This window comes from Piscinibacter gummiphilus, from assembly GCF_002116905.1.
In the GTDB taxonomy this organism is placed as follows: domain Bacteria; phylum Pseudomonadota; class Gammaproteobacteria; order Burkholderiales; family Burkholderiaceae_C; genus Rhizobacter; species Rhizobacter gummiphilus.
Genome location: NZ_CP015118.1, coordinates 1,382,494 through 1,401,088, shown reverse-complemented (window position 1 = coordinate 1,401,088; position 18,595 = coordinate 1,382,494). Strand labels below are relative to the sequence as shown.

General features: G+C 68.9%; 17 protein-coding genes. 9 read left to right on the top strand and 8 right to left on the bottom strand.

The annotated features are described in order from the left end of the window. Position 1: 1 nt before the first annotated feature. Positions 2-1,504, bottom strand: a complete 1,503-nt coding sequence (xdhA, locus tag A4W93_RS06375; RefSeq protein WP_085749818.1) for a xanthine dehydrogenase small subunit — start codon at positions 1,502-1,504, stop codon at positions 2-4. 219 nt (positions 1,505-1,723) lie between these two features. On the opposite strand from xdhA, the gene guaD reads away from it, so the two are divergent. The 9 genes from guaD (at position 1,724) to A4W93_RS06330 (ending at position 11,924) form a co-directional block, all read left to right on the top strand. Next, entirely contained in the window at positions 1,724-3,049 is a 1,326-nt protein-coding gene (guaD, locus tag A4W93_RS06370; protein WP_085749817.1) for a guanine deaminase, read from the top strand. Further along, positions 3,043-4,581 carry an ABC transporter ATP-binding protein gene (locus A4W93_RS06365; RefSeq protein ID WP_085749816.1) on the top strand — a complete coding sequence of 513 codons (1,539 nt, stop codon included), beginning with the start codon at positions 3,043-3,045 and terminating at the stop codon, positions 4,579-4,581. Before guaD ends, A4W93_RS06365 begins: the two co-directional genes overlap by 7 nt. After that, the gene (locus tag A4W93_RS06360; RefSeq protein ID WP_085749815.1) at positions 4,568-5,653 is read left to right on the top strand and encodes an ABC transporter permease; all 1,086 of its coding nucleotides are present in this window, start codon (positions 4,568-4,570) and stop codon (positions 5,651-5,653) included. The genes A4W93_RS06365 and A4W93_RS06360 overlap by 14 nt, the downstream gene beginning before the upstream one ends. Positions 5,654-5,661: 8 nt before the next feature. Beyond that, positions 5,662-6,582, top strand: a complete 921-nt coding sequence (locus A4W93_RS06355) for an ABC transporter permease (RefSeq protein ID WP_085749814.1) — start codon at positions 5,662-5,664, stop codon at positions 6,580-6,582. Between the two features lie 58 nt (positions 6,583-6,640). Then, positions 6,641-7,804 (top strand): BMP family ABC transporter substrate-binding protein, encoded by a 1,164-nt coding sequence (locus A4W93_RS06350; RefSeq protein WP_085749813.1) that lies wholly within the window; start codon positions 6,641-6,643, stop codon positions 7,802-7,804. 112 nt (positions 7,805-7,916) lie between these two features. Further along, positions 7,917-8,963 (top strand): adenosine deaminase, encoded by a 1,047-nt coding sequence (locus tag A4W93_RS06345; RefSeq protein WP_085749812.1) that lies wholly within the window; start codon positions 7,917-7,919, stop codon positions 8,961-8,963. 99 nt (positions 8,964-9,062) lie between these two features. Beyond that, the gene (locus tag A4W93_RS06340) at positions 9,063-9,389 is read left to right on the top strand and encodes a DUF2845 domain-containing protein (protein ID WP_157782121.1); all 327 of its coding nucleotides are present in this window, start codon (positions 9,063-9,065) and stop codon (positions 9,387-9,389) included. Positions 9,390-9,481: 92 nt separating this feature from the next. Beyond that, complete coding sequence (locus A4W93_RS06335; protein ID WP_085749810.1) at positions 9,482-10,591, top strand: BMP family ABC transporter substrate-binding protein; 1,110 nt, start codon at positions 9,482-9,484, stop codon at positions 10,589-10,591. A gap of 67 nt (positions 10,592-10,658) precedes the next feature. Beyond that, a complete protein-coding gene (locus A4W93_RS06330; RefSeq protein ID WP_085749809.1) occupies positions 10,659-11,924 on the top strand; it encodes a porin family protein in 1,266 nt (421 codons plus the stop codon). A 118-nt stretch (positions 11,925-12,042) separates the two neighbouring features. On the opposite strand, the gene A4W93_RS06325 is transcribed toward A4W93_RS06330, so the two are convergent. The 7 genes from A4W93_RS06325 to ftsZ all read right to left on the bottom strand — a co-directional run bounded on the left by A4W93_RS06325 (position 12,043) and on the right by ftsZ (position 18,492). After that, complete coding sequence (locus A4W93_RS06325) at positions 12,043-13,146, bottom strand: nucleotidyltransferase family protein (RefSeq protein WP_085749808.1); 1,104 nt, start codon at positions 13,144-13,146, stop codon at positions 12,043-12,045. A 102-nt stretch (positions 13,147-13,248) separates the two neighbouring features. Beyond that, entirely contained in the window at positions 13,249-14,694 is a 1,446-nt protein-coding gene (locus A4W93_RS06320) for a mannose-1-phosphate guanylyltransferase/mannose-6-phosphate isomerase (protein ID WP_169726509.1), read from the bottom strand. A 128-nt stretch (positions 14,695-14,822) separates the two neighbouring features. Next, complete coding sequence (gene epsE / locus A4W93_RS06315; RefSeq protein WP_085749807.1) at positions 14,823-15,653, bottom strand: polysaccharide export protein EpsE; 831 nt, start codon at positions 15,651-15,653, stop codon at positions 14,823-14,825. An 87-nt stretch (positions 15,654-15,740) separates the two neighbouring features. Then, on the bottom strand, positions 15,741-15,947 hold the full coding sequence (locus A4W93_RS06310) for a hypothetical protein (protein ID WP_085749806.1): 207 nt from the start codon (positions 15,945-15,947) through the stop codon (positions 15,741-15,743). Positions 15,948-15,978: 31 nt separating this feature from the next. Continuing rightward, positions 15,979-16,164 (bottom strand): hypothetical protein, encoded by a 186-nt coding sequence (locus A4W93_RS06305; protein ID WP_085749805.1) that lies wholly within the window; start codon positions 16,162-16,164, stop codon positions 15,979-15,981. A 10-nt stretch (positions 16,165-16,174) separates the two neighbouring features. Next, positions 16,175-17,110 carry a UDP-3-O-acyl-N-acetylglucosamine deacetylase gene (gene lpxC / locus A4W93_RS06300; RefSeq protein ID WP_085754057.1) on the bottom strand — a complete coding sequence of 312 codons (936 nt, stop codon included), beginning with the start codon at positions 17,108-17,110 and terminating at the stop codon, positions 16,175-16,177. Positions 17,111-17,286: 176 nt separating this feature from the next. Further along, positions 17,287-18,492, bottom strand: coding sequence for a cell division protein FtsZ (gene ftsZ, locus A4W93_RS06295; protein WP_085749804.1), 1,206 nt, complete (start codon positions 18,490-18,492; stop codon positions 17,287-17,289). Positions 18,493-18,595: the final 103 nt, after the last annotated feature.

Here is an 18,595-nt window from a genome sequence, read left to right as displayed (position 1 = left end):
GTCAGGCCCCTTCCCGTTCCATCGACGCGAACACGCTGGTCGCGGTGGACGCCAGAGGCTCGTCCTCGCGGGTCTCGAGCCACCAGCGCTTCAGCAGGTTCTGCGCGACGGTCATGCGGTACGTGCTGCTGGCCCGCAGGTCGGTCATCGGGGTGAAGTCGGTGGCGAGTGCCGCCTGCGCGGCCTGCACGGTGGCCTCGGTCCAGGGCTGGCCCAGCACCGCCGCTTCGGCCGCGGCGGCGCGCTTGACCACGGCCGCCATGCCGCCGAAGGCGATGCGCACGTTCGAAACCACGCCGCCTTCCAGACGGATGGCGAGTCCCGCGCACAGCGCCGAGATGTCGGAGTCGTACCGCTTGCTGACCTTGTAGGCGCGCACCTGGGCGTGCGTGTGGGGCACGACGAGGCCCTGCACGAACTCGCCGGGCTCCAGCGCGTTCTTCAGGTAGCCGAGGTAGAAGTCGGTGAGGGGCATCCGGCGCACGCGGTCGCCGAGGCGCAGCTCGATGGCCGCATCCAGTGCCATCAGCACGGGTGGCGAATCGCCGATCGGCGAGCCGTTGGCGACGTTGCCGCCCATCGTCCCCGCGTGGCGGATCGGCGGCGAGGCGAAGCGCAGCCACACGTCGGTCAGCGCGGGGTGACGCTCGACCAGCGCACGCCAAGCGTCCTCCAGCGACACGCCCGCGCCGATGTACAGCCCCTCGGCCGTGGCCTCCAGGCGCTTCAGTTCGGGCACCCGTCCGATCCAGACGAGGTCGCCCACGTCCCGGAACTGCTTGTTGACCCACAGGCCGACGTCGGTGTTGCCGGCGAGGATGCGCGCGTCGGGGCGCGATGCCAGCAGCGCCGCGAGCGCGCCCACCGTCGTGGGGGCATGGAACCGGTCCACCCGCCCCTCCGCCTGCGGGTTGGGTGCGGCGTAGTCGAGCACGCCGACGTTCGCGAGCGACTTCAGCGCGGCCACCACCGGCGCCTCGTCCAGGCGCACGGCCGGCAGCTCGAACATGCGCTCGCCGGCGTCGAGGATGGGGCGGTAGCCGGTGCAGCGGCACAGGTTCCCGGACAGGTCGTCGGCCAGCCCCTGGCGCGTGGGCCGAGTGCCGCAGGCCTGGTGGCGCTCGTAGGTGGACCACAGCGACATCGCGAACCCCGGCGTGCAGAAGCCGCACTGCGACCCGTGGCACTCGACCAGCGCCTGCTGGGTGGGGTGCAGCGCCCCGCCCCCCAGGCGTTTCAGGTCCTCGACCGTGAACAGCGCCTTGCCGTCGAGCGTGGGGACGAACTGGATGCAGGCGTTGACGGTCAGCAACTTCAGCGTGTCATGGTCGAGTTCACCCACCACGACGGTGCACGCGCCGCAGTCGCCCTCGTTGCAGCCCTCCTTCGTGCCCTGACAATGGGCATCCTCGCGCAGCCAGTCGAGCACGGAACGGGTCGGATGGGCGTCCGTCACCTGGACGATCTGGCCACGGTGGAAGAAGCGGATGGGTTGGGACGTCATGCGGCAGGGTCGGAACACGAGAAAATGCGGGGGGACCGGTATCCACCTCCAGGGCGGGTGTGTATACGATGTGCGGATGGTGCCCGTTGGAGCCGACCTTCCCACAAATCTTAAGACACCAGGTGAGGAATACAACACACCACCTCTGGAGGCTGGCATGGAACAAGCATGCGCCATGCCGACCCTGACTGAACCCCTGCTGTACACACTCGCCTGAACATGGCCGTTTCCCCTCCCCCCCGACAGGCGCTGCGCGGCGACCTGCTCGACTTCACGGCCGCACCCGTCTGGGGTGACACCGCGTCCACCGCGGTGCGTTACCGCCCGGACCACCACCTGCTCGTCGAAGGCGGCCGCATCGTCGGCGCCCGGCCGGCGGCCGAGCCGCTCGACCCGTCCTGGTCCGTGGCCGACCACCGGGGGCACCTGATCCTCCCGGGGTTCATCGACACCCACGTGCACAGCCCGCAGCTCGATGTGATCGCGAGCCACGGCACGGCCCTGCTCGACTGGCTCGACACCTACACCTTCCCGGCCGAGCGCCGCTACGCCGACCCCGCCGAGGCCGAGGCCGGCGCGGCCCGCTTCCTCGACGCCCTGATCACCCACGGCACCACCAGCGCGGTGGTGTTCGCCACCGTCCACAAGGTCAGCGCCGACAAACTCTTCGAAGCGGCGCGGGCCCGCGGCATGCGCCTGATCACCGGCAAGGTGCTGATGGACCGCCACGCGCCCGACGGCCTGCGCGACGACGTCGAGCAGGCCGAACGCGACTGCACCGACCTGATCGACCGCTGGCACGGCGTCGACCGCCTCGCGTACGCGGTCACCGTGCGCTTCGCGCCCACCAGCACGCCGGAGCAGCTGGCGATGGCGGGACGGCTGTGCACGTCGCGCCCGGGGCTCTACATGCAGACCCATGTCGCCGAAAACGTCGACGAGGTGAAGTGGGTCGCGCAGCTGTTCCCCGAAGCCCGCAGCTACCTCGACGTGTACGCCCGTGCCGGCCTGATGAACGCACGCGGCGTGTTCGCCCACGGCATCTGGCTCGACGACACCGACCGCGCGCTGCTGCACGACCACCAGGCGCTCATCGCCCACAGCCCGTCCTCCAACCTGTTCCTCGGCAGCGGCCTGTTCGGCTGGCGCGCGGCGGAGGCGGCCGGCATTCCGGTGGCCGTCGCCTCCGACGTGGGCGGCGGCACCTCGCTGTCGATCCAGCGCAACCTGGCCGATGCCTACAAGGTGCAGGCGATGGCCGGGGAACGCCTGTCCGCGTGGACCGCGCTGCATGCCGCCACGCGCGGCGCCGCGCTGGGCCTCGGGCTCGGCGACGAGATCGGCTCGCTCGAGGCCGGCGGCGTGGCCGACGTGTGCGTGTGGGACTGGGCCGCCGGCCCGGTTGCGCAGCGCCGACACGAGGTCGCCATCGCGCTGCACGAGAAGGTGTTCGCCTGGATGACGCTGTCGGACGAACGAAACCTCGCCGCCGCCTACGTGGCCGGCGTTCCCCGCCACCAGAGAGGCGCCGTTTCCCCATGCTGAGACTCGAACTGCAGGACATCAGCAAGCAGTACCCCGCCGTCAAGGCGAACGACCGCGTCTCGCTGCGCGTGAAGCCGGGCGAGATCCACGCCGTGCTGGGCGAGAACGGCGCGGGCAAGTCCACGCTGATGAAGATGATCTACGGCGCCGTGCGCCCCGACGAGGGCGTCATCCGCTGGAACGGCGAGGTGGTGGACATCCGGAACCCCCACGAGGCGCGGGCGCTGGGCATCAGCATGGTGTTCCAGCACTTCAGCCTGTTCGACACGCTGACCGTCGCCGAGAACGTGTGGCTGGGCCTCGACAAGAGCCTCTCGCTCAAGCAGGTGACGGCGCGCATCGTCGAGGTGGCGGCGGCCTACGGCCTCGACGTGGCCCCGAGCCGGCCCGTGCACACGCTATCGGTCGGCGAACGCCAGCGCGTCGAGATCGTGCGCGCGCTGATGACGAAGCCGCAGCTGCTGATCCTCGACGAGCCCACCTCGGTGCTCACGCCGCAGGCCGTCGAGAAGCTGTTCGTCGTGCTGCGCCAGCTCGCGAGCGAGGGCTGCAGCATCCTCTACATCAGCCACAAGCTCGACGAGATCCGGTCGCTGTGCCACCACTGCACCGTGCTGCGCGGTGGGAAGGTCACGGGCGAGGTCGACCCCACGCAGGAGACCAACGCGAGCCTGTCGCGCATGATGATCGGCGCCGAGCCGCCCGCGTTGCGCCACCGCGAATCGTCGCCGGGCGGCACCGTGCTGCAGGTCAAGGGGCTCTCGCTGCCGAAGCTCGACCAGTTCGGCACCACGCTCGACAACATCTGGCTGCAGGTGGCCGAGGGCGAGATCGTCGGCATCGCGGGCGTCTCGGGCAACGGCCAGCAGGAGCTGATGGCCGCGCTGTCCGGCGAGGACCCGCGCGCGCCCGAGGAATCGGTGCGGCTCTTCGGCAAGGCCATCGGCCAGAAGACCCCGCGCCAGCGCCGCGAGGCGGGCCTGCACTTCGTGCCCGAGGAACGGCTGGGCCGCGGCGCGGTGCCAAGCCTCGCGCTCTCGCAGAACACGCTGCTCACGCGCACCCATGCGGTCAGCCCGCGCGGCTGGATCGACACGGGCGCCGTCGTCTCGCTCGCGAAGCAGCTGATCCAGGGCTTCAACGTGAAGGCGGGCGGCCCCGCATCGCCGGCCAAGAGCCTGTCGGGCGGCAACCTGCAGAAGTTCATCGTGGGCCGCGAGATCGACGCGCGCCCGAAGCTGCTGATCGTCTCGCAACCCACCTGGGGCGTCGACGTGGGCGCGGCCGCGCAGATCCGCGCGAGCCTGCTCGCGCTGCGCGACGGCGGCTGCGCGGTGCTCGTCGTCAGCGAGGAGCTGGACGAACTCTTCGAGGTGTCCGACCGCCTGATGGTGATCGCGAAGGGCCGGCTGTCGGCCTCGATCCCCACGCGCGAGGCCACCCGCGCCCAGATCGGCGAATGGATGTCTGGCCTGTGGGACGGCCACGGCACGAACGACCCCACCCGGAATGTCTCCCATGCTCCAACTTGAACCCCGGCCGGCCCCGAGCCGGGTGATGTCCTTCGCGTCGCCGGTGATGGCGCTCGCGATCACGATGCTGATCGGCATCGCGATGTTCATGCTGCTCGGCAAGGACCCCGTCCGTGCACTGCAGATCTTCTTCGTCGAGCCGCTGAAGAACGGGTACGCGCTCTCCGAACTCGCGCTCAAGGCCACGCCGCTGCTGCTGATCGCGCTGGGCCTCGCGGTGTGCTTCCGGGCGAACGTCTGGAACATCGGCGCCGAGGGGCAGTTCATCGTCGGCGCGGTCGCGGCCGGCGGGGTCGCGATGTTCGCGGACGCCGACACGGGCCGCTGGTTCGTGATCCCCGTGCTGGCCGCGGGGGTGCTGGGCGGCATGGCGTGGGCCGCCATCGTCGCGTTCCTGCGCGACAAGGCCAACGCGAGCGAGATCCTGGTCAGCCTGATGCTCGTCTACGTGGCCACGCTGCTGCTCGGCTACTTCGTCTACGGCCCGTGGAAGGACCCGGCCGGCTACAACTTCCCGCAGACCATCCGCTTCGCCGCCGGCACGCAGGTGCCCAAGCTGTTCGACGGGCTCCGCGTGAACATCGGCTCGGTCATCGCGTTGCTGTCGGTGGGGGTGCTGTGGGTGTTCCTGTTCCGCACCTACGCGGGCTTCCAGCTGCAGGTGGGGGGCCTCGCGCCCGCGGCGGCGCGCTACGCCGGCTTCTCGTCGCGCAAGGCGCTGTGGATGGCGCTGCTGATCTCCGGCGGCATGGCCGGCTTCGCGGGCGCGCTGGACGTGGCCGGCCCGCAGGGGCAGCTCACGCCGTACATCCCCGCCGGCTACGGCTTCGCGGCCATCATCGTCGCGTTCGTCGGGCGCCTGCACCCGGTGGGCATGGTGTTCTCGGCGATCCTGATGAGCATGTTCTACATCGGCGGCGAACTCGCCCAGACGCGCATGGGCCTGCCCAAGTCGCTCACCGGCGTGTTCCAGGGCCTGCTGCTGTTCACGCTGCTCGCCTGCGACACGCTGATCGCCTACCGCGTGCGCTGGCGAAGCCGCGCGCCCGCCCACGCCACGGGAGCCGCATGATGGTCTCGATGGACGCACTTCCCCTGCTCATCGCCACCACGCTCAGCGCCGGCACGGTGCTCGCGTTCGCGGCGCTCGGGCTGCTGATCAACGAACGGGCCGGCATCCTGAACCTCGGCGCCGAGGGCATGATGCTCGTCGCCGCGCTCGCCGGCTTCGCCACCGCGGTGCACACCGGCAACGACTGGATCGCGTTCGCCGCCGGCATGGGCGCGGGCGCCCTCCTCGCCGCGGCCTTCGGCGTGCTGGTGATCTGGCTCAACACGAACCAGTACGCCACCGGCCTCGCGCTGAGCCTGTTCGGCACGGGCTTCTCGGCGTTCATGGGCCTCCGCTACACCAAGGAGACGCTGCCGGCGCGCCCCGAGTGGAACTACGCCGGCCTGTCGCACCTCGAGTTCGTCGGCCCCGCGCTGTTCCGCCAGCACCCGCTCGTCTACGTCGCCATCGCGCTGACGATCGCCCTCGCCTGGTTCCTGTACCGCTCGCGCGCGGGCCTGGTGCTGCGTGCGGTGGGCGAGTCGCCCGAATCGGCGCACGCGCTCGGCTACCCGGTGCGACGCATCCGCCTCGCCGCGGTGATGGCCGGCGGGGCGCTGTGCGGCCTCTCCGGCGCCTACATCTCGGTGGTCTACACGCCGCTGTGGGTCGAGGGCATGGTGGCCGGCAAGGGCTGGATCGCGCTGGCCTTGACCACGTTCGCGACATGGCGTCCGGCACGGGTATTGCTCGGTGCGTACCTGTTCGGTGGCGTGACGATGCTGCAGTTCCACCTGCAGGGCGAAGGCGTGGACGTGCCCAGCCAGATCCTCAGCATGCTGCCGTACCTCGCGACCATCGTCGTGCTGGTGCTGATCTCGCGCAACGCCGCGTGGATCCGCGTCAACATGCCGGCATCGCTCGGCAAGCCGTTTTCACCGGGGTCCTGACCCGACCCCTTCGCTAGACTTCCGTTCGCCCGCGTTCGCTTATTTCCTGGAGAAGAAGATGACCCAACTTTCGAAACGTACCCTGCTGTCCATCGCAGGGTGGTCCACCCTCGCCGCCACCGCCGCGCTCGTCGGCTGCGGCAAGAAGGAAGAGCCGGCGCCCGCACCGGCGCCGGCCGAACCCGCGTCCGCCGCGGCACCGGCCCCGAAGGCCGATCCGCTGAAGATCTCCTTCGTCTACGTGGGCTCCATCGGCGACGGCGGCTGGACCTTCGCGCACGACAACGCCCGCAAGGCCCTCGAGAAGGAATTCGGCGACAAGATCAGCACGAACTACGTCGAGAACGTGCCCGAGGGCGCGGACGCCGAGCGTGTCTTCCGCGACCAGGCCGGCCAGGGCGCCAAGCTGGTCTTCGGCACCACCTTCGGCTACATGGAGCCCATCCTGAAGGTGGCCCCCGAGCTGAAGGACGTGAAGTTCGAGCACGCCACCGGCTTCAAGACCGCCGACAACGTGCGCACGTACGACAGCCGCACGTATGAAGGCGCCTACATGGCCGGCATCATCGCCGGCGCCATGACGAAGTCGAACACGCTGGGCGTGGTGGGCTCGGTGCCCATCCCCGAGGTGATCCGCAACATCAACTCGTTCACGCTGGGCGCGCAGAGCGTCAACCCGAAGATCAAGACCAAGGTGGTCTGGGTCAACGAATGGCTGAACCCGCCGAAAGAATCGGAAGCGGCCACGTCGCTGATCAACGGCGGCGCCGACGTGCTGATGCAGAACACCGACTCCAACGCCGTGCTGAAGACGGCCGAGAGCAAGGGCAAGTTCGCGTTCGGCTGGGACAGCGACATGACCGCCTACGGCCCGCAGGCGCACCTCGCCTCCGCCGTGATCAACTGGGCCCCGTACTACATCAAGGCCACGAAGGACGCGCTGGAAGGCACCTGGTCCACCGGCGGTGTGTGGTGGGGCGTGAAGGAAGGCGCGATCGACATCGTGTCCATCTCCGACAAGGTGCCCGCCGAGATCAAGACCAAGGTCGAGACCGTCAAGGCCGGCCTGAAAGACGGCACCTTCTCGATCTGGAAGGGTCCCATCGTGGGCGCCGACGGCAAGGAAGTGCTGAAGGCCGACCAGGTCGCCGACGACAAGTTCCTGAGCGGCATCACGTTCTACGTGAAGGGCGTGGAAGGCAAGGTGCCGGGCGGGAAGTAAGCAAGCCCGATGGTCACCCCGGCGAACGCCGGGGCCCACCTGCCCACTGCGCGCCTTTGCACGCAGTGGGTCCCGACTTTCGTCGGGATGACACTCCTGGGAGAATGCCTCGATGAACACGACGAACCTCGACGCCATCCCCCGCGACCGCCTGCCCGCCCTGCTGCAGGCCATGCCGAAGGCGGAACTGCACATCCACATCGAGGGGTCGCTCGAACCCGAGCTGATCTTCGCGCTGGCGAAACGCAACGGCGTGAGCCTGCCGTATCCGAGCGTGGAGGCACTGCGCGCGGCCTACGCGTTCACCGACCTGCAGAGCTTCCTCGACATCTACTACGCCGGCGCCAGCGTGCTGCTGAAGGAGGAAGACTTCTTCGACATGGCGATGGCGTACTTCCAACGCGCCAAGGCCGACAACGTCGTCCACGCCGAGCTGTTCTTCGATCCGCAGACCCACACCGACCGCGGCGTGCCGTTCGCCACCGTGATCGACGGCCTCGTGCGCGCCTGCGAGACGGCACAGCGCGAGCTGGGCATCAGCGCGCTGCTGATCATGTGTTTCCTGCGCCACCTGAGCGAGGAAGCGGCCTTCGAGACGCTCGAGCAGGCCCTGCCCCACCGCGACAAGTTCGTGGGCGTGGGCCTCGACAGCGGCGAACGCGGCAACCCGCCGGAGAAGTTCGCGCGCGTGTTCGCCCGCTGCCGCGAGCTGGGCCTGCACCTCGTGGCCCATGCCGGCGAGGAAGGCCCGGCCGCCTACATCTCGACCGCGCTCGACGTGCTGAAGGTCGAACGCATCGACCACGGCGTGCGTTGCGTGGAAGACCCCGCGCTCGTGAAGCGCCTGGCCGCGGAGCGGGTGCCGCTCACCGTGTGCCCGCTGTCGAACGTCAAGCTGTGCGTGTACGGCACGATGGCCGACCACAACCTCGCCACGCTGCTGGCCGACGGCCTGTGTGTCACCGTCAACTCCGACGACCCGGCCTACTTCGGCGGCTACATGAACCAGAACTTCCTGGAGACCTTCGCCGCCCTGCCGCAGCTCGGCCCGCGCGAGGCCCACCAGCTTGCGGCCAACAGCTTCGAGGCGAGCTTCGTCGACGAGGCGCGCAAGCAGGCCTGGCGCGCCGAACTCGACCGGGTCTTCGCCGCCGTCTGACGCGCGGCGATGGAACCGGTGTCAGCGCAACGGCTCCCACGGGCGTTAGCCAACGTGCGGCCCGGTGACGGGCCCGCACCATCGACCAGGGAGCCCTCCATGCGATTCACCCCGGCCCACGCGGCCCTCGCCCTCGCGCTCGGCCTTGCCAGCGGCGCGACCTTCGCGCAGAACCTGCGCTGCGGCAACAACTTCGCCGACCCCGGCGACTCGAAGATGTCCGTGCTGTCCAAGTGCGGCGAGCCGGCGGTGCGGGACTCGTTCTGCAAGCCCGACCCCGCGCCGCCCCCGCGCGACGGCTCCGTGCGCCCGTGCATCAACGTCGACAGCTGGGCGTACCGCCCGGGCCGCGGCCAGTTCATCACGATCCTGGAATTCGAGGAAGGGACGCTGCGGACCATCCGCTACGGCGACCGCATTCCCTGATCTGCGACAATCTCTCCCCTGAGCGCCTGCGTGCCCCCGCAGGCGTTTCTTTTTTCCGATGTCCAACCCCCGGGGCCATGTAGAGGAACACCATGTTCAAAAACCTCGCCCGCGCCAGCGTCCAGCTGTGCGCGATGTCCGCTGCCGTGCTGTCCCTGGTCGTGCCTTCCGGCGCCGGCGCCCAACCCCCCGCTGCCAAGCCCCCGCTGCCGGTGGCCTTCGTGTACGTGAGCCCCGTCGGCGAAGCCGGCTGGACCTACCAGCACGACCTCGGCCGCCGCGCGATGGAGCAGGCCCTGGGGCCGCTCGTGAAGACGACCATCGTCGAGGCCGTGCCCGAGGGCGCCGAGTCCGAGCGGGTGCTGCGCGACCTCGCCGCGCAGGGCAACAAGCTGATCTTCGCGACGAGCTTCGGGTACCTCGAACCGGCGCTGCGCGTCGCGTCCGAGTTCCCGGGCACGACGTTCGAACACGCCGGCGGCTACCGCACCTCGGCGAACGTGAACACCTACAACGCCCGCTACTACGAGGGCCGCTACCTCGCGGGCCTCGTCGCCGGCCGCACGAGCAAGACCGGCATCGCGGGCTACGTGGCCGGCTTCCCGGTGCCCGAGGTGATCCAGGGCATCAACGCCTTCACGCTCGGCATGCGCGCCGCCCGTCCCGATGCGCAGGTGAAGGTGCTGTGGCTCGACACCTGGTTCGACCCCACGCGCGAACGCGAGGCCGCCCTCGCGCTGATCGCCCAGGGTGCCGACGTGCTGACCAACCACAGCGGCTCCACGGCCGTCGCGCAGGCCGCGCAGGACAAGGGCGTGAAAGTGATCGCCTACCAGAGCGACATGCGCCGCTTCGCCCCGGACGCCCAGCTGACCGCCATCACGCAGCAGTGGGGCGCGTACTACACCCGGGTGGCCCGCGCCGTCCTCGACGGCAGCTGGCGCGCCACGCCCGTGTGGGGCGGCATGAAGGATGGCCTGCTCGCGCTGGCACCGTTCCATCCGTCCGTACCGGCCGATGTCATCAAGACGGTTCGGGCCCGGGAAGCGGACATCATTGCCGGTCGTTTTCACCCATTTGCCGGTCGCCTGGTCGACCAGGCCGGGCGCGAGCGGCAGGCGGGCGGCACGATGGACGATGCCACGCTGTCCCGCATGAACTGGTTCGTGCAGGGCGTTTCCGGGACCCTCCCGAAACCGTGAGTTCCATCACGGGTGACGGCATGGGGATTGCTTTTCGCAGGGTCCTGAGGTGTTTTCGACAACAACCATGACCCTGAGACGTCCCCTGCCCCGCCTTCTGCCGCTGGCCGCGGCGGCCTTGCTGGCCAGCACGCCCGGCTGGTCCGCCGCCGAGACCAGCCCCTGGTACGTCGGCATCAGCCAGGGCTTCACGGCCGACACCAACGTGTTCCGCGTGCCGGACTCCTTCGGCAAGTCGAAGGACATCATCTCGTCGACCGGCCTGCTCGCCGGCGTCGACCAGCCGTTCAGCCGCATGCGCCTCGGCGCGAAGGCCGCGGTCAACTGGAACAACTTCGTCAACAACAAGCAGCTGAACAACACGTCCCACGACGTGCTGGCCACGCTCGAGGGGTCCACCGTCGAGCGGCTGTCCGGCGACCTGATGCTGTACGACCGCGCGAACCTGAACCGGTACGACCTCAGCTCCGCGGAAGGCGCCAGCACCGAGAAGGACGTGCTGCACGTGACCGGCGGCGCGTTGCGCGCCCGCGTGGGCCTCGTCACCACCTGGACCCTCGAAGGCGGCTACTCGTTCGAACAGTCGACCCACTCGCTCGACCAGTTCACGAACCGCGACGTGCGCCAGGGCGCCGTCAACCTCGGCATCCGGCTGGCCCCCAGCGACCTGTGGAGCGTTCGCCTCGGCGTGCGCCGCACCGACGGCACGTACCCGCGGTTCGTCTCGGGCAGCACCGGCGCCGTGGGCGACGACTTCACGCGAGACGACATCGACCTGTCGTTCACGTGGGTGCCGACCGGCAACAGCAGGTTCGACGCTCGCCTCAGCAACACGAAGGAAAGCCACTCGGTGCAGGAGCAGCGCGACAGCCACGGCTGGACCGGCCTGCTCGGTTACGACTGGACGCTCACGGGCAAGACCCGCATGCGCTTCCAGGTCGCGCGCGACAGCGGCGCGGGCCGCAGCGACTCCGACCTCGGGCTGATCACGGAGTCGAGCGACACCCAGGTGCGCGACTCGCTGCTGTGGAAGACGACGTGGGACGCGACCTCGAAGATCAGCGTCAACAGCGCGCTGGGCTACAGCCGCCGCAAGCTCGACAACGCGTTCTCGCAGAGTGGCGGCGGCGCCACCGCCACGCAGACGTCCACCGCGCGCGACCGCCTGACCACCGTGGGCCTCAACGCCTCGTACGAGGCATTGCGCAACCTGCGCTTCGTGTGCGGGGTGTACTACGAGAAGCGTTCGGTGGACGGCGACAACAATGCCGGCACGACGTATCCCTACGACGTGACCACCGGGATGTGCAACGTCGCGCTGACGTTGCGTTGAAACATCCATCCTCGGCAAGCGAAACGCGGCCGAACATCAAGCCACGCGCGAGCCCGGGTCTCCCGGGCGACCCGCGGCGCCCCCCTGGGGGCAGGAGGCGCCAGCCGACTGAGGGGCCTTATGCCCGGGCGTCCCCCCAGCGCAGGGTCGATCCCTCATCACCCGGATACGTGGTCCGCCCATGGCGATCCACGACGTACTGCGGCGAGGCGATCAGGTCCTCGAACACCGCCCCTTCCGACAGTCGCGTGTAGTCGAACAGGATGCTGCGCGTGAGGCGCGCGTTCTTGCGCACCACGCAGCCGTGGCCCAGCCAGGCCGGCCCCTCGATCGTGGCGCCATCCTCCACGCTGACGCCGGAGCCGATGTACACGGGCCCCGTGACCTTGACCTTGTCCCAGTCGACCTTCGTGTTGAGGCCCACCCACACGCCTGGGCGGATCTCGGTGCCGGGCATGTCCATCTGCGCCACCTCGCCGCGCAGCACGCGCATGCAGACGGCCCAGTAGTCGGTGACACGGCCGATGTCGATCCAGTTGAAGTGGCGCTTCTGCACGTAGAACGGCAGGCCCTGGTTCGCCATCAGCGGGAACAGCTCGCTGCCGATGTCGAACACCTGGTTCTTCGGCACGAGCTCGAGCGCATGGGGCTCGAACAGGTAGATGCCGGTGCTGGCGAGCGTGGACAGCGCGTCCTCGGGCTTCGGCTTCTCCTGGAACCGCGTGATGCGGCCGTCGTTGTCCGAGACGACGATGCCGTAGTTGTTCACCTGGTCGCGAGGCACGTCGAGGCCCACCACGCTCGCCACCGCCTTCTTCGTCTTGTGCTCGAACACCGCGGCCTGGATGTCGAGGTCGATGATGGCGTCGCCGCACAGCACGATGGTGGTGTCGTCGAAGAAGCCGCTGTGGTCCTGGATGCGGCGCATGCCGCCGGCCGAGCCCATGGGCTTCGGGATGATCTCGCCGTGCTCGCGCACGCCTTCGAACGAGTAGCCGATGTTGACGTTCCAGCGGTGGCCGTTGCCGAAGTAGTTCTCGATCTTCCAGTGGCAGTGGGCCACGTTGATCATGATGTCGCGCACGCCGTAGCGCGCGAGGTGCTCGATGATGTACTCGAGCACCGGCTTGCCGAGGATCGGGATCATCGGCTTCGGCAGCTGTTTCGTCAGGGGGCGGACCCGCGTTCCCTGGCCCGCGGCCAGAATCATCGCTTTCGTCATGAGGGCGTTCTCCTTCGATCTTCGGAATGCCGCGGCCCGGCCCGGGGTGCTCCGAGGGCACCGCGGATCGTGTCGCGGGGGGTGTTGCGCGGTGGTGGCCGGTCAGCCGGTGCGGCCGTAGGTGTCCTCGAACCGGACGATGTCGTCCTCGCCCAGGTAGCTGCCGGACTGGACCTCGATGATCTCGAGGTCCACCTTGCCCGGATTGGCCAGGCGGTGCGTCTGGCCGAGCGGGATGTAGGTGCTCTGGTTCTCGGTCAGCAGCACCTTCTTGTCGCCGCAGGTGACCTCGGCCGTGCCGGTGACCACGATCCAGTGTTCGGCGCGGTGGTGATGCATTTGCAGGCTCAGCGTGGCGCCGGGCTTGACCATGATGCGCTTGACCTGGAAGCGCGGGCCCGCGTCGATGCTGTCGTACCAGCCCCAGGGCCGGTGGACCTTGCGGTGCAGCGTGTGCTCGTGGCGCTCGCACGCGCCGAGCTGGCTGACGATCTTCTTGACGTCCTGGCTGCGGCCGCGGTCGGCCACCATCACCGCGTCGGCGGTCTCGACCACCACGACGTCGTCGAGGCCCACCACGCTCACGAGGCGGCTGCTGGCGTGGACCAGCGTGTTGCGCGAGTCCTGCAGCATCACGTCGCCCACCTGGGCGTTGCCGTCGGCGTCCTTGCCGGCGACTTGCCACACGGCGTCCCACGCGCCCAGATCGCTCCAGCCTGCCGCAAGACTGACCATGCGAATGTCGAATTTACTGCCCGGGCACTTCTCCATGACCGCGTAGTCGACGGATTCCGCGGGCACGGCGGCAAATTCTGCCTTGCCGGGTCGGATGAACGGGGCATCCGTGGACCGGGCGCGCCATGCCGCCTCGGTGGCCTGCAGGATGTCGGGGCGGAACGCGCGCAGCGCGTCAAGCCACACCGAGGCCTTCAGCACGAACATGCCGCTGTTCCAGCTGTAGTCGCCTTCGGCGATGTAGCGCAGGGCCGTGGCCTCGTCAGGCTTCTCGACGAACTGCGCCACCATGTCGGCGCCCTCGCCGGGTGTGCTGCGGATGTAGCCGTAGCCGGTCTCGGGTCGGTCGGGCTGGATTCCCAGGATGGCGATGGCGCCGTTGCCGGCGATGCGGATCGCCTGCTGCAGCGCCGCGGTGAAGGCGTCGCCGTCGGTGACGGTCTGGTCAGCGGGGCTCACGACCAGCACGGGGTCGGCGCCGCCCTCGCGGGCCTGCAGGGCCGCGAGCGTGAGGGCCGGGGCGGTGTTGCGCCCGGTGGGCTCCAGCAGCAGCGCCTGCGGGGTGATCTTCGCCTCGCGGAGCTGGTCGAGCACGAGGAAGCGGTGTTCGTCGTTGCCGACGATCAGCGGGGCGCCCACGGTGATCCCGGGGCCGCCGAGGGCTCCGAGGCGGGCCACGGCCTGCTGGAAGAGGCTGTGGTCGCCCGACAGCACGAGGAACTGCTTGGGGTAGCCGGCGCGGGACAGCGGCCACAGGCGCGTGCCGCTGCCGCCGGCCATCACCACGGGCAACACGGAAAGAGAGGGGGACATCGGCAACCTCGGGCGGTAGAAGGTTCAGGGACCCGGCCGACCGGATGGGTCGGCGGGTGGCTCAGGGTTTTTCCTGAGCCCCCTTCTGCAAACTTCGGGCCACGGCGCCGAAGCCCTCTCTACCAGGGTCAGAACAGGCTCTCGCGAACGTAGATCACGTCGTTCGGCTTGAGCTGCGTGTCCATCGTCGGCTCGATGATCTTCACGTTGCCGTCGGCGTCCTTGCGATGCAGTTTCATGCCCTTCTGCGTGCCCCGCTGCGTGAGGCCGCCCCCTGCAGCGAGGGCCTGCATCACGGTCATGCCGCGCTCGAGGCGCAGCTGCCCGCCGCGCATCACTTCGCCGTAGATGTAGAAGGACGGGACACGGTCCACGTAGATGACGTCGCCGTTGAGGACCATGGGGTCGTCGGACTTCGCGGCACCGCCGAACAGGGACGGCAGATCGACCTCCTGCCGGAAAGCTTTGCCGTCGCGTGTGCCGACCAATGTCACCGTTTCACTGCCGCCGGTGGCCACGCCGCCGGCCAGCGCGATCAGGTCGCTCAGCTTCAGGCCGGCCTGTTCGATGGGGTAGCGGCCGGGCTTGTTGACGAGGCCCAGCACCGAGGCCTGGTGGCCGCGCACCTGCGAGACGGCGATGTTGACCTGGGGCGCCTTCAGGAAGTTGCCCTTCAGCAGCCCGTCGGCGATGACCTTCTCGGCAGCCTGGACGCTCAGGCCACCCACCTTCACCGACCCGAGCAGCGGGTAGCTGATGGTGCCGGCCTCGGACACACGGGTCTCGAGGGTGAGGTCGGCATTCTGGTAGACGGTGACCTTCAGGACGTCGCCGGGGCCCAGGACGTACTCGCGGAGGGTGTCGATCTGCGCATGGGCCGCGGCGGCCAGCAGGAACGACATGATCAGCGCAAAAAAGCGCCGGGTGAACGATGATGAAGAAAGATGCAGCTTGTTCATGGGCGTTCGGGGAAAGATCCGGGACATGGGAGATGTCCCTTTCAAGCAATCCCCGGGCCCGCTGCCCGGACGCCCCTCGGCAGCCCGTCAGCCGCCGGTCAGGCCGCTGACGATGTGGGCGTAGATCAGCACGTTGACGAACAACAGCAGCAGCACCATCGAGAACCGGAAGAGCTTGACGGACAGGCGCCGCCAGTCCGAGTCCTCGATGGCGACGTAAACGCCCCAGCTGACCCCGCTGCAGAGCAGGAGAAAGCCGGCGAGGCCGAGAACAACCCAGCTGAAGATGACCATGCGATTGAAGGACGGTTTGTCGTTGTTTTGGTCAGACCAGGATGGCCAGCCGCTCGAGAATCAGCACCGCGAAGAACGCCAGGCCCGCGAAAACCGCCCACTTGACGATGACCAGACCGTAGTGGCGGAAGCGGACCTGCCCCGTGCCAATGTACATCGCAAAAGAGACGACGGCCGCCACCCCCAGCAGCAGGAAGATCCAGCGTGCGATCAGCATGGCCGGGCCGTCACCAGGCCGGGGCCAGCGCGGCCAGCCCGGCCGGCGCGTCGCGTTCGTCGTCGAAGGTCACGATCTCGTAGGCGCTGCGGTCGGCCAGCACGGCGCGCATCAGCTTGTTGTTGAGGGCGTGGCCCGACTTGAACGCCGTGTAAGCCGCCAGCAGCGGGTGGCCGCACACGTGCAGGTCGCCGATGGCGTCGAGGATCTTGTGCTTGACGAACTCGTCGTCGTAGCGGAGGCCGCCGGCGTTCAGCACGCGGTAGTCGTCCACGACGATGGCGTTGTCCATGCTGCCGCCGAGGCCCAGCCCGCGCGAGCGCATGAGCTCCACGTCCTTGGTGAAGCCGAACGTGCGGGCGCGGGCGATGTCGCGCTTGTAGAAGCCCGAGCCCATGTCGAACGTGACCTGCTGGCCCGTCTGGTTGACGGCCGGGTGGTCGAAGTCGATCTCGAACGTGAGGGTGTAGCCGTTGAAGGGGGACAGGCGCGCCCACTTGAGGCTGCGGCCCTCGCCCTCGCGGATCTCCACCGGCTTGACGATGCGCAGGAAACGCTTCGGCGCGTTCTGCAGTTCGATGCCGGCGCTCTGCAGCAGGAACACGAACGACGCGGCGGAGCCGTCGAGGATGGGCACTTCCTCGGCGGTGATGTCGACGATCAGGTTGTCGAGACCCAGGCCGGCGCAGGCCGACAGCAAGTGCTCGATGGTGTTGACCTTCGGCGCGCCGGGATCGCCCCCGGGCGAGATGGTGGTGGCCATGCGCGTGTCGCACACCGTTTCCGCGCGCACGGGGATGTCGACCGGCACGGGCAGGTCGATGCGGCGGAACACGATGCCGGTGTCGGGCGCGGCCGGCCGCAGCGTCAGCTCGACGCGCTGGCCGCCGTGCACCCCCACGCCAACCGCGCGGGTGATGGATTTGAGGGTACGTTGGGCGAGCATGGTCATGATTTTAAGGCGAGCGTGCGCTCACCGCCCGAACGCGGTACCTACGGTTGCAATAGGCGGTGACTAAAACCCGCCCCACTCCCACCACACGTCACCCCGGCGGATGCCGGGGCCCTGGGCGCATGCCGAAGGTCCCGGCCTTCGCCGGGATGACCCCTTGGAGAGGAAGATCAGTCCGCCTGCTTCCGGAGGAAAGCGGGAATCTCGATCTCGTCCATGCCATGGCTGGCCAGCGCATCGACCTTCGCCGCGGCCGTGCGGCCGTTGCGCCACACGCTCGGCACCGACAGGCTGCTGTAGTCGTGCGAGGCACCGCCGCCGCTGCCGGCGTGCACCGGCTGGTTCAGCACCGGCAGGTTGTCCGTGCCCGTGCGCTGCACGACCTGGCTGTGGACCACGCTGATCGGGGCCTGCTGGCGCTTGGCCGGGCTCAGGCCGGTGGCGATCACCGTGACGCGCAGCTGGTCGCCCAGCGATTCGTCGTAGGCGGTGCCGTAGATCACGTGCGCGTCGTCGGCGGCGTAGCGGCGGATGCAGTTCATCGCGTTGCGGGACTCGCTCAGCTTGAACGTGCTGCGACCGGCGGCGATCAGCACGAGCACGCCACGCGCGCCCGACAGGTCGATGCCTTCCAGCAGCGGGCAGGCCACGGCGCCTTCGGCGGCCTTGGCGGCGCGGTCCGGACCGCTGGCCACGGCCGTGCCCATCATCGCCTTGCCCGGCTCGCTCATCACCGTCTTCACGTCCTCGAAGTCGACGTTCACCAGGCCCGGGATGTGGATGATGTCGCTGATGCCGCCCACGGCGTTGCGCAGCACGTCGTTGGCGTGTGCGAAGGCCTGGTCCTGCGTCACGTCGTCGCCCAGCACGTCGAGCAGCTTGTCGTTCAGGATGACGATCAGCGAGTCGACGTTGGCTTCGAGTTCGGCGAGGCCCGCGTCGGCGGCCTTCATGCGGCGGTTGCCTTCGAAGTCGAACGGCTTCGTGACCACGCCCACGGTCAGGATGCCCATCTCCTTCGCCACGCGCGCGATCACCGGCGCGGCGCCCGTGCCCGTGCCGCCGCCCATGCCGGCGGTGATGAAGAGCATGTTCGAGCCGGCGATCGATTCGCGGATGCGGTCGACGGCTTCTTCGCCGGCGGCGCGGCCGGCTTCCGGCTTCGCGCCGGCGCCCAGGCCGGTGTTGCCCAGCTGGATCAGGTGGTGTGCGGTGGAGCGGTTGAGCGCCTGCGCGTCGGTGTTCGCGCAGATGAATTCCACGCCCTGAACACCTTGGGAAATCATGTGGTCGACCGCGTTGCCGCCGCCGCCACCCACGCCGATCACCTTGATCTTCGTGCCGAGGTCGAATTCTTCGATCATTTCGATTGCCATGTTGTTCACTCCATTCGGGGTTGCAGTTGCCATTGACCGAGTCGGTCTGTATTCACGTTTCTTCTTGCCGCGGTGTTCGGGCCGGCGCTAGCCGGACCCCGCG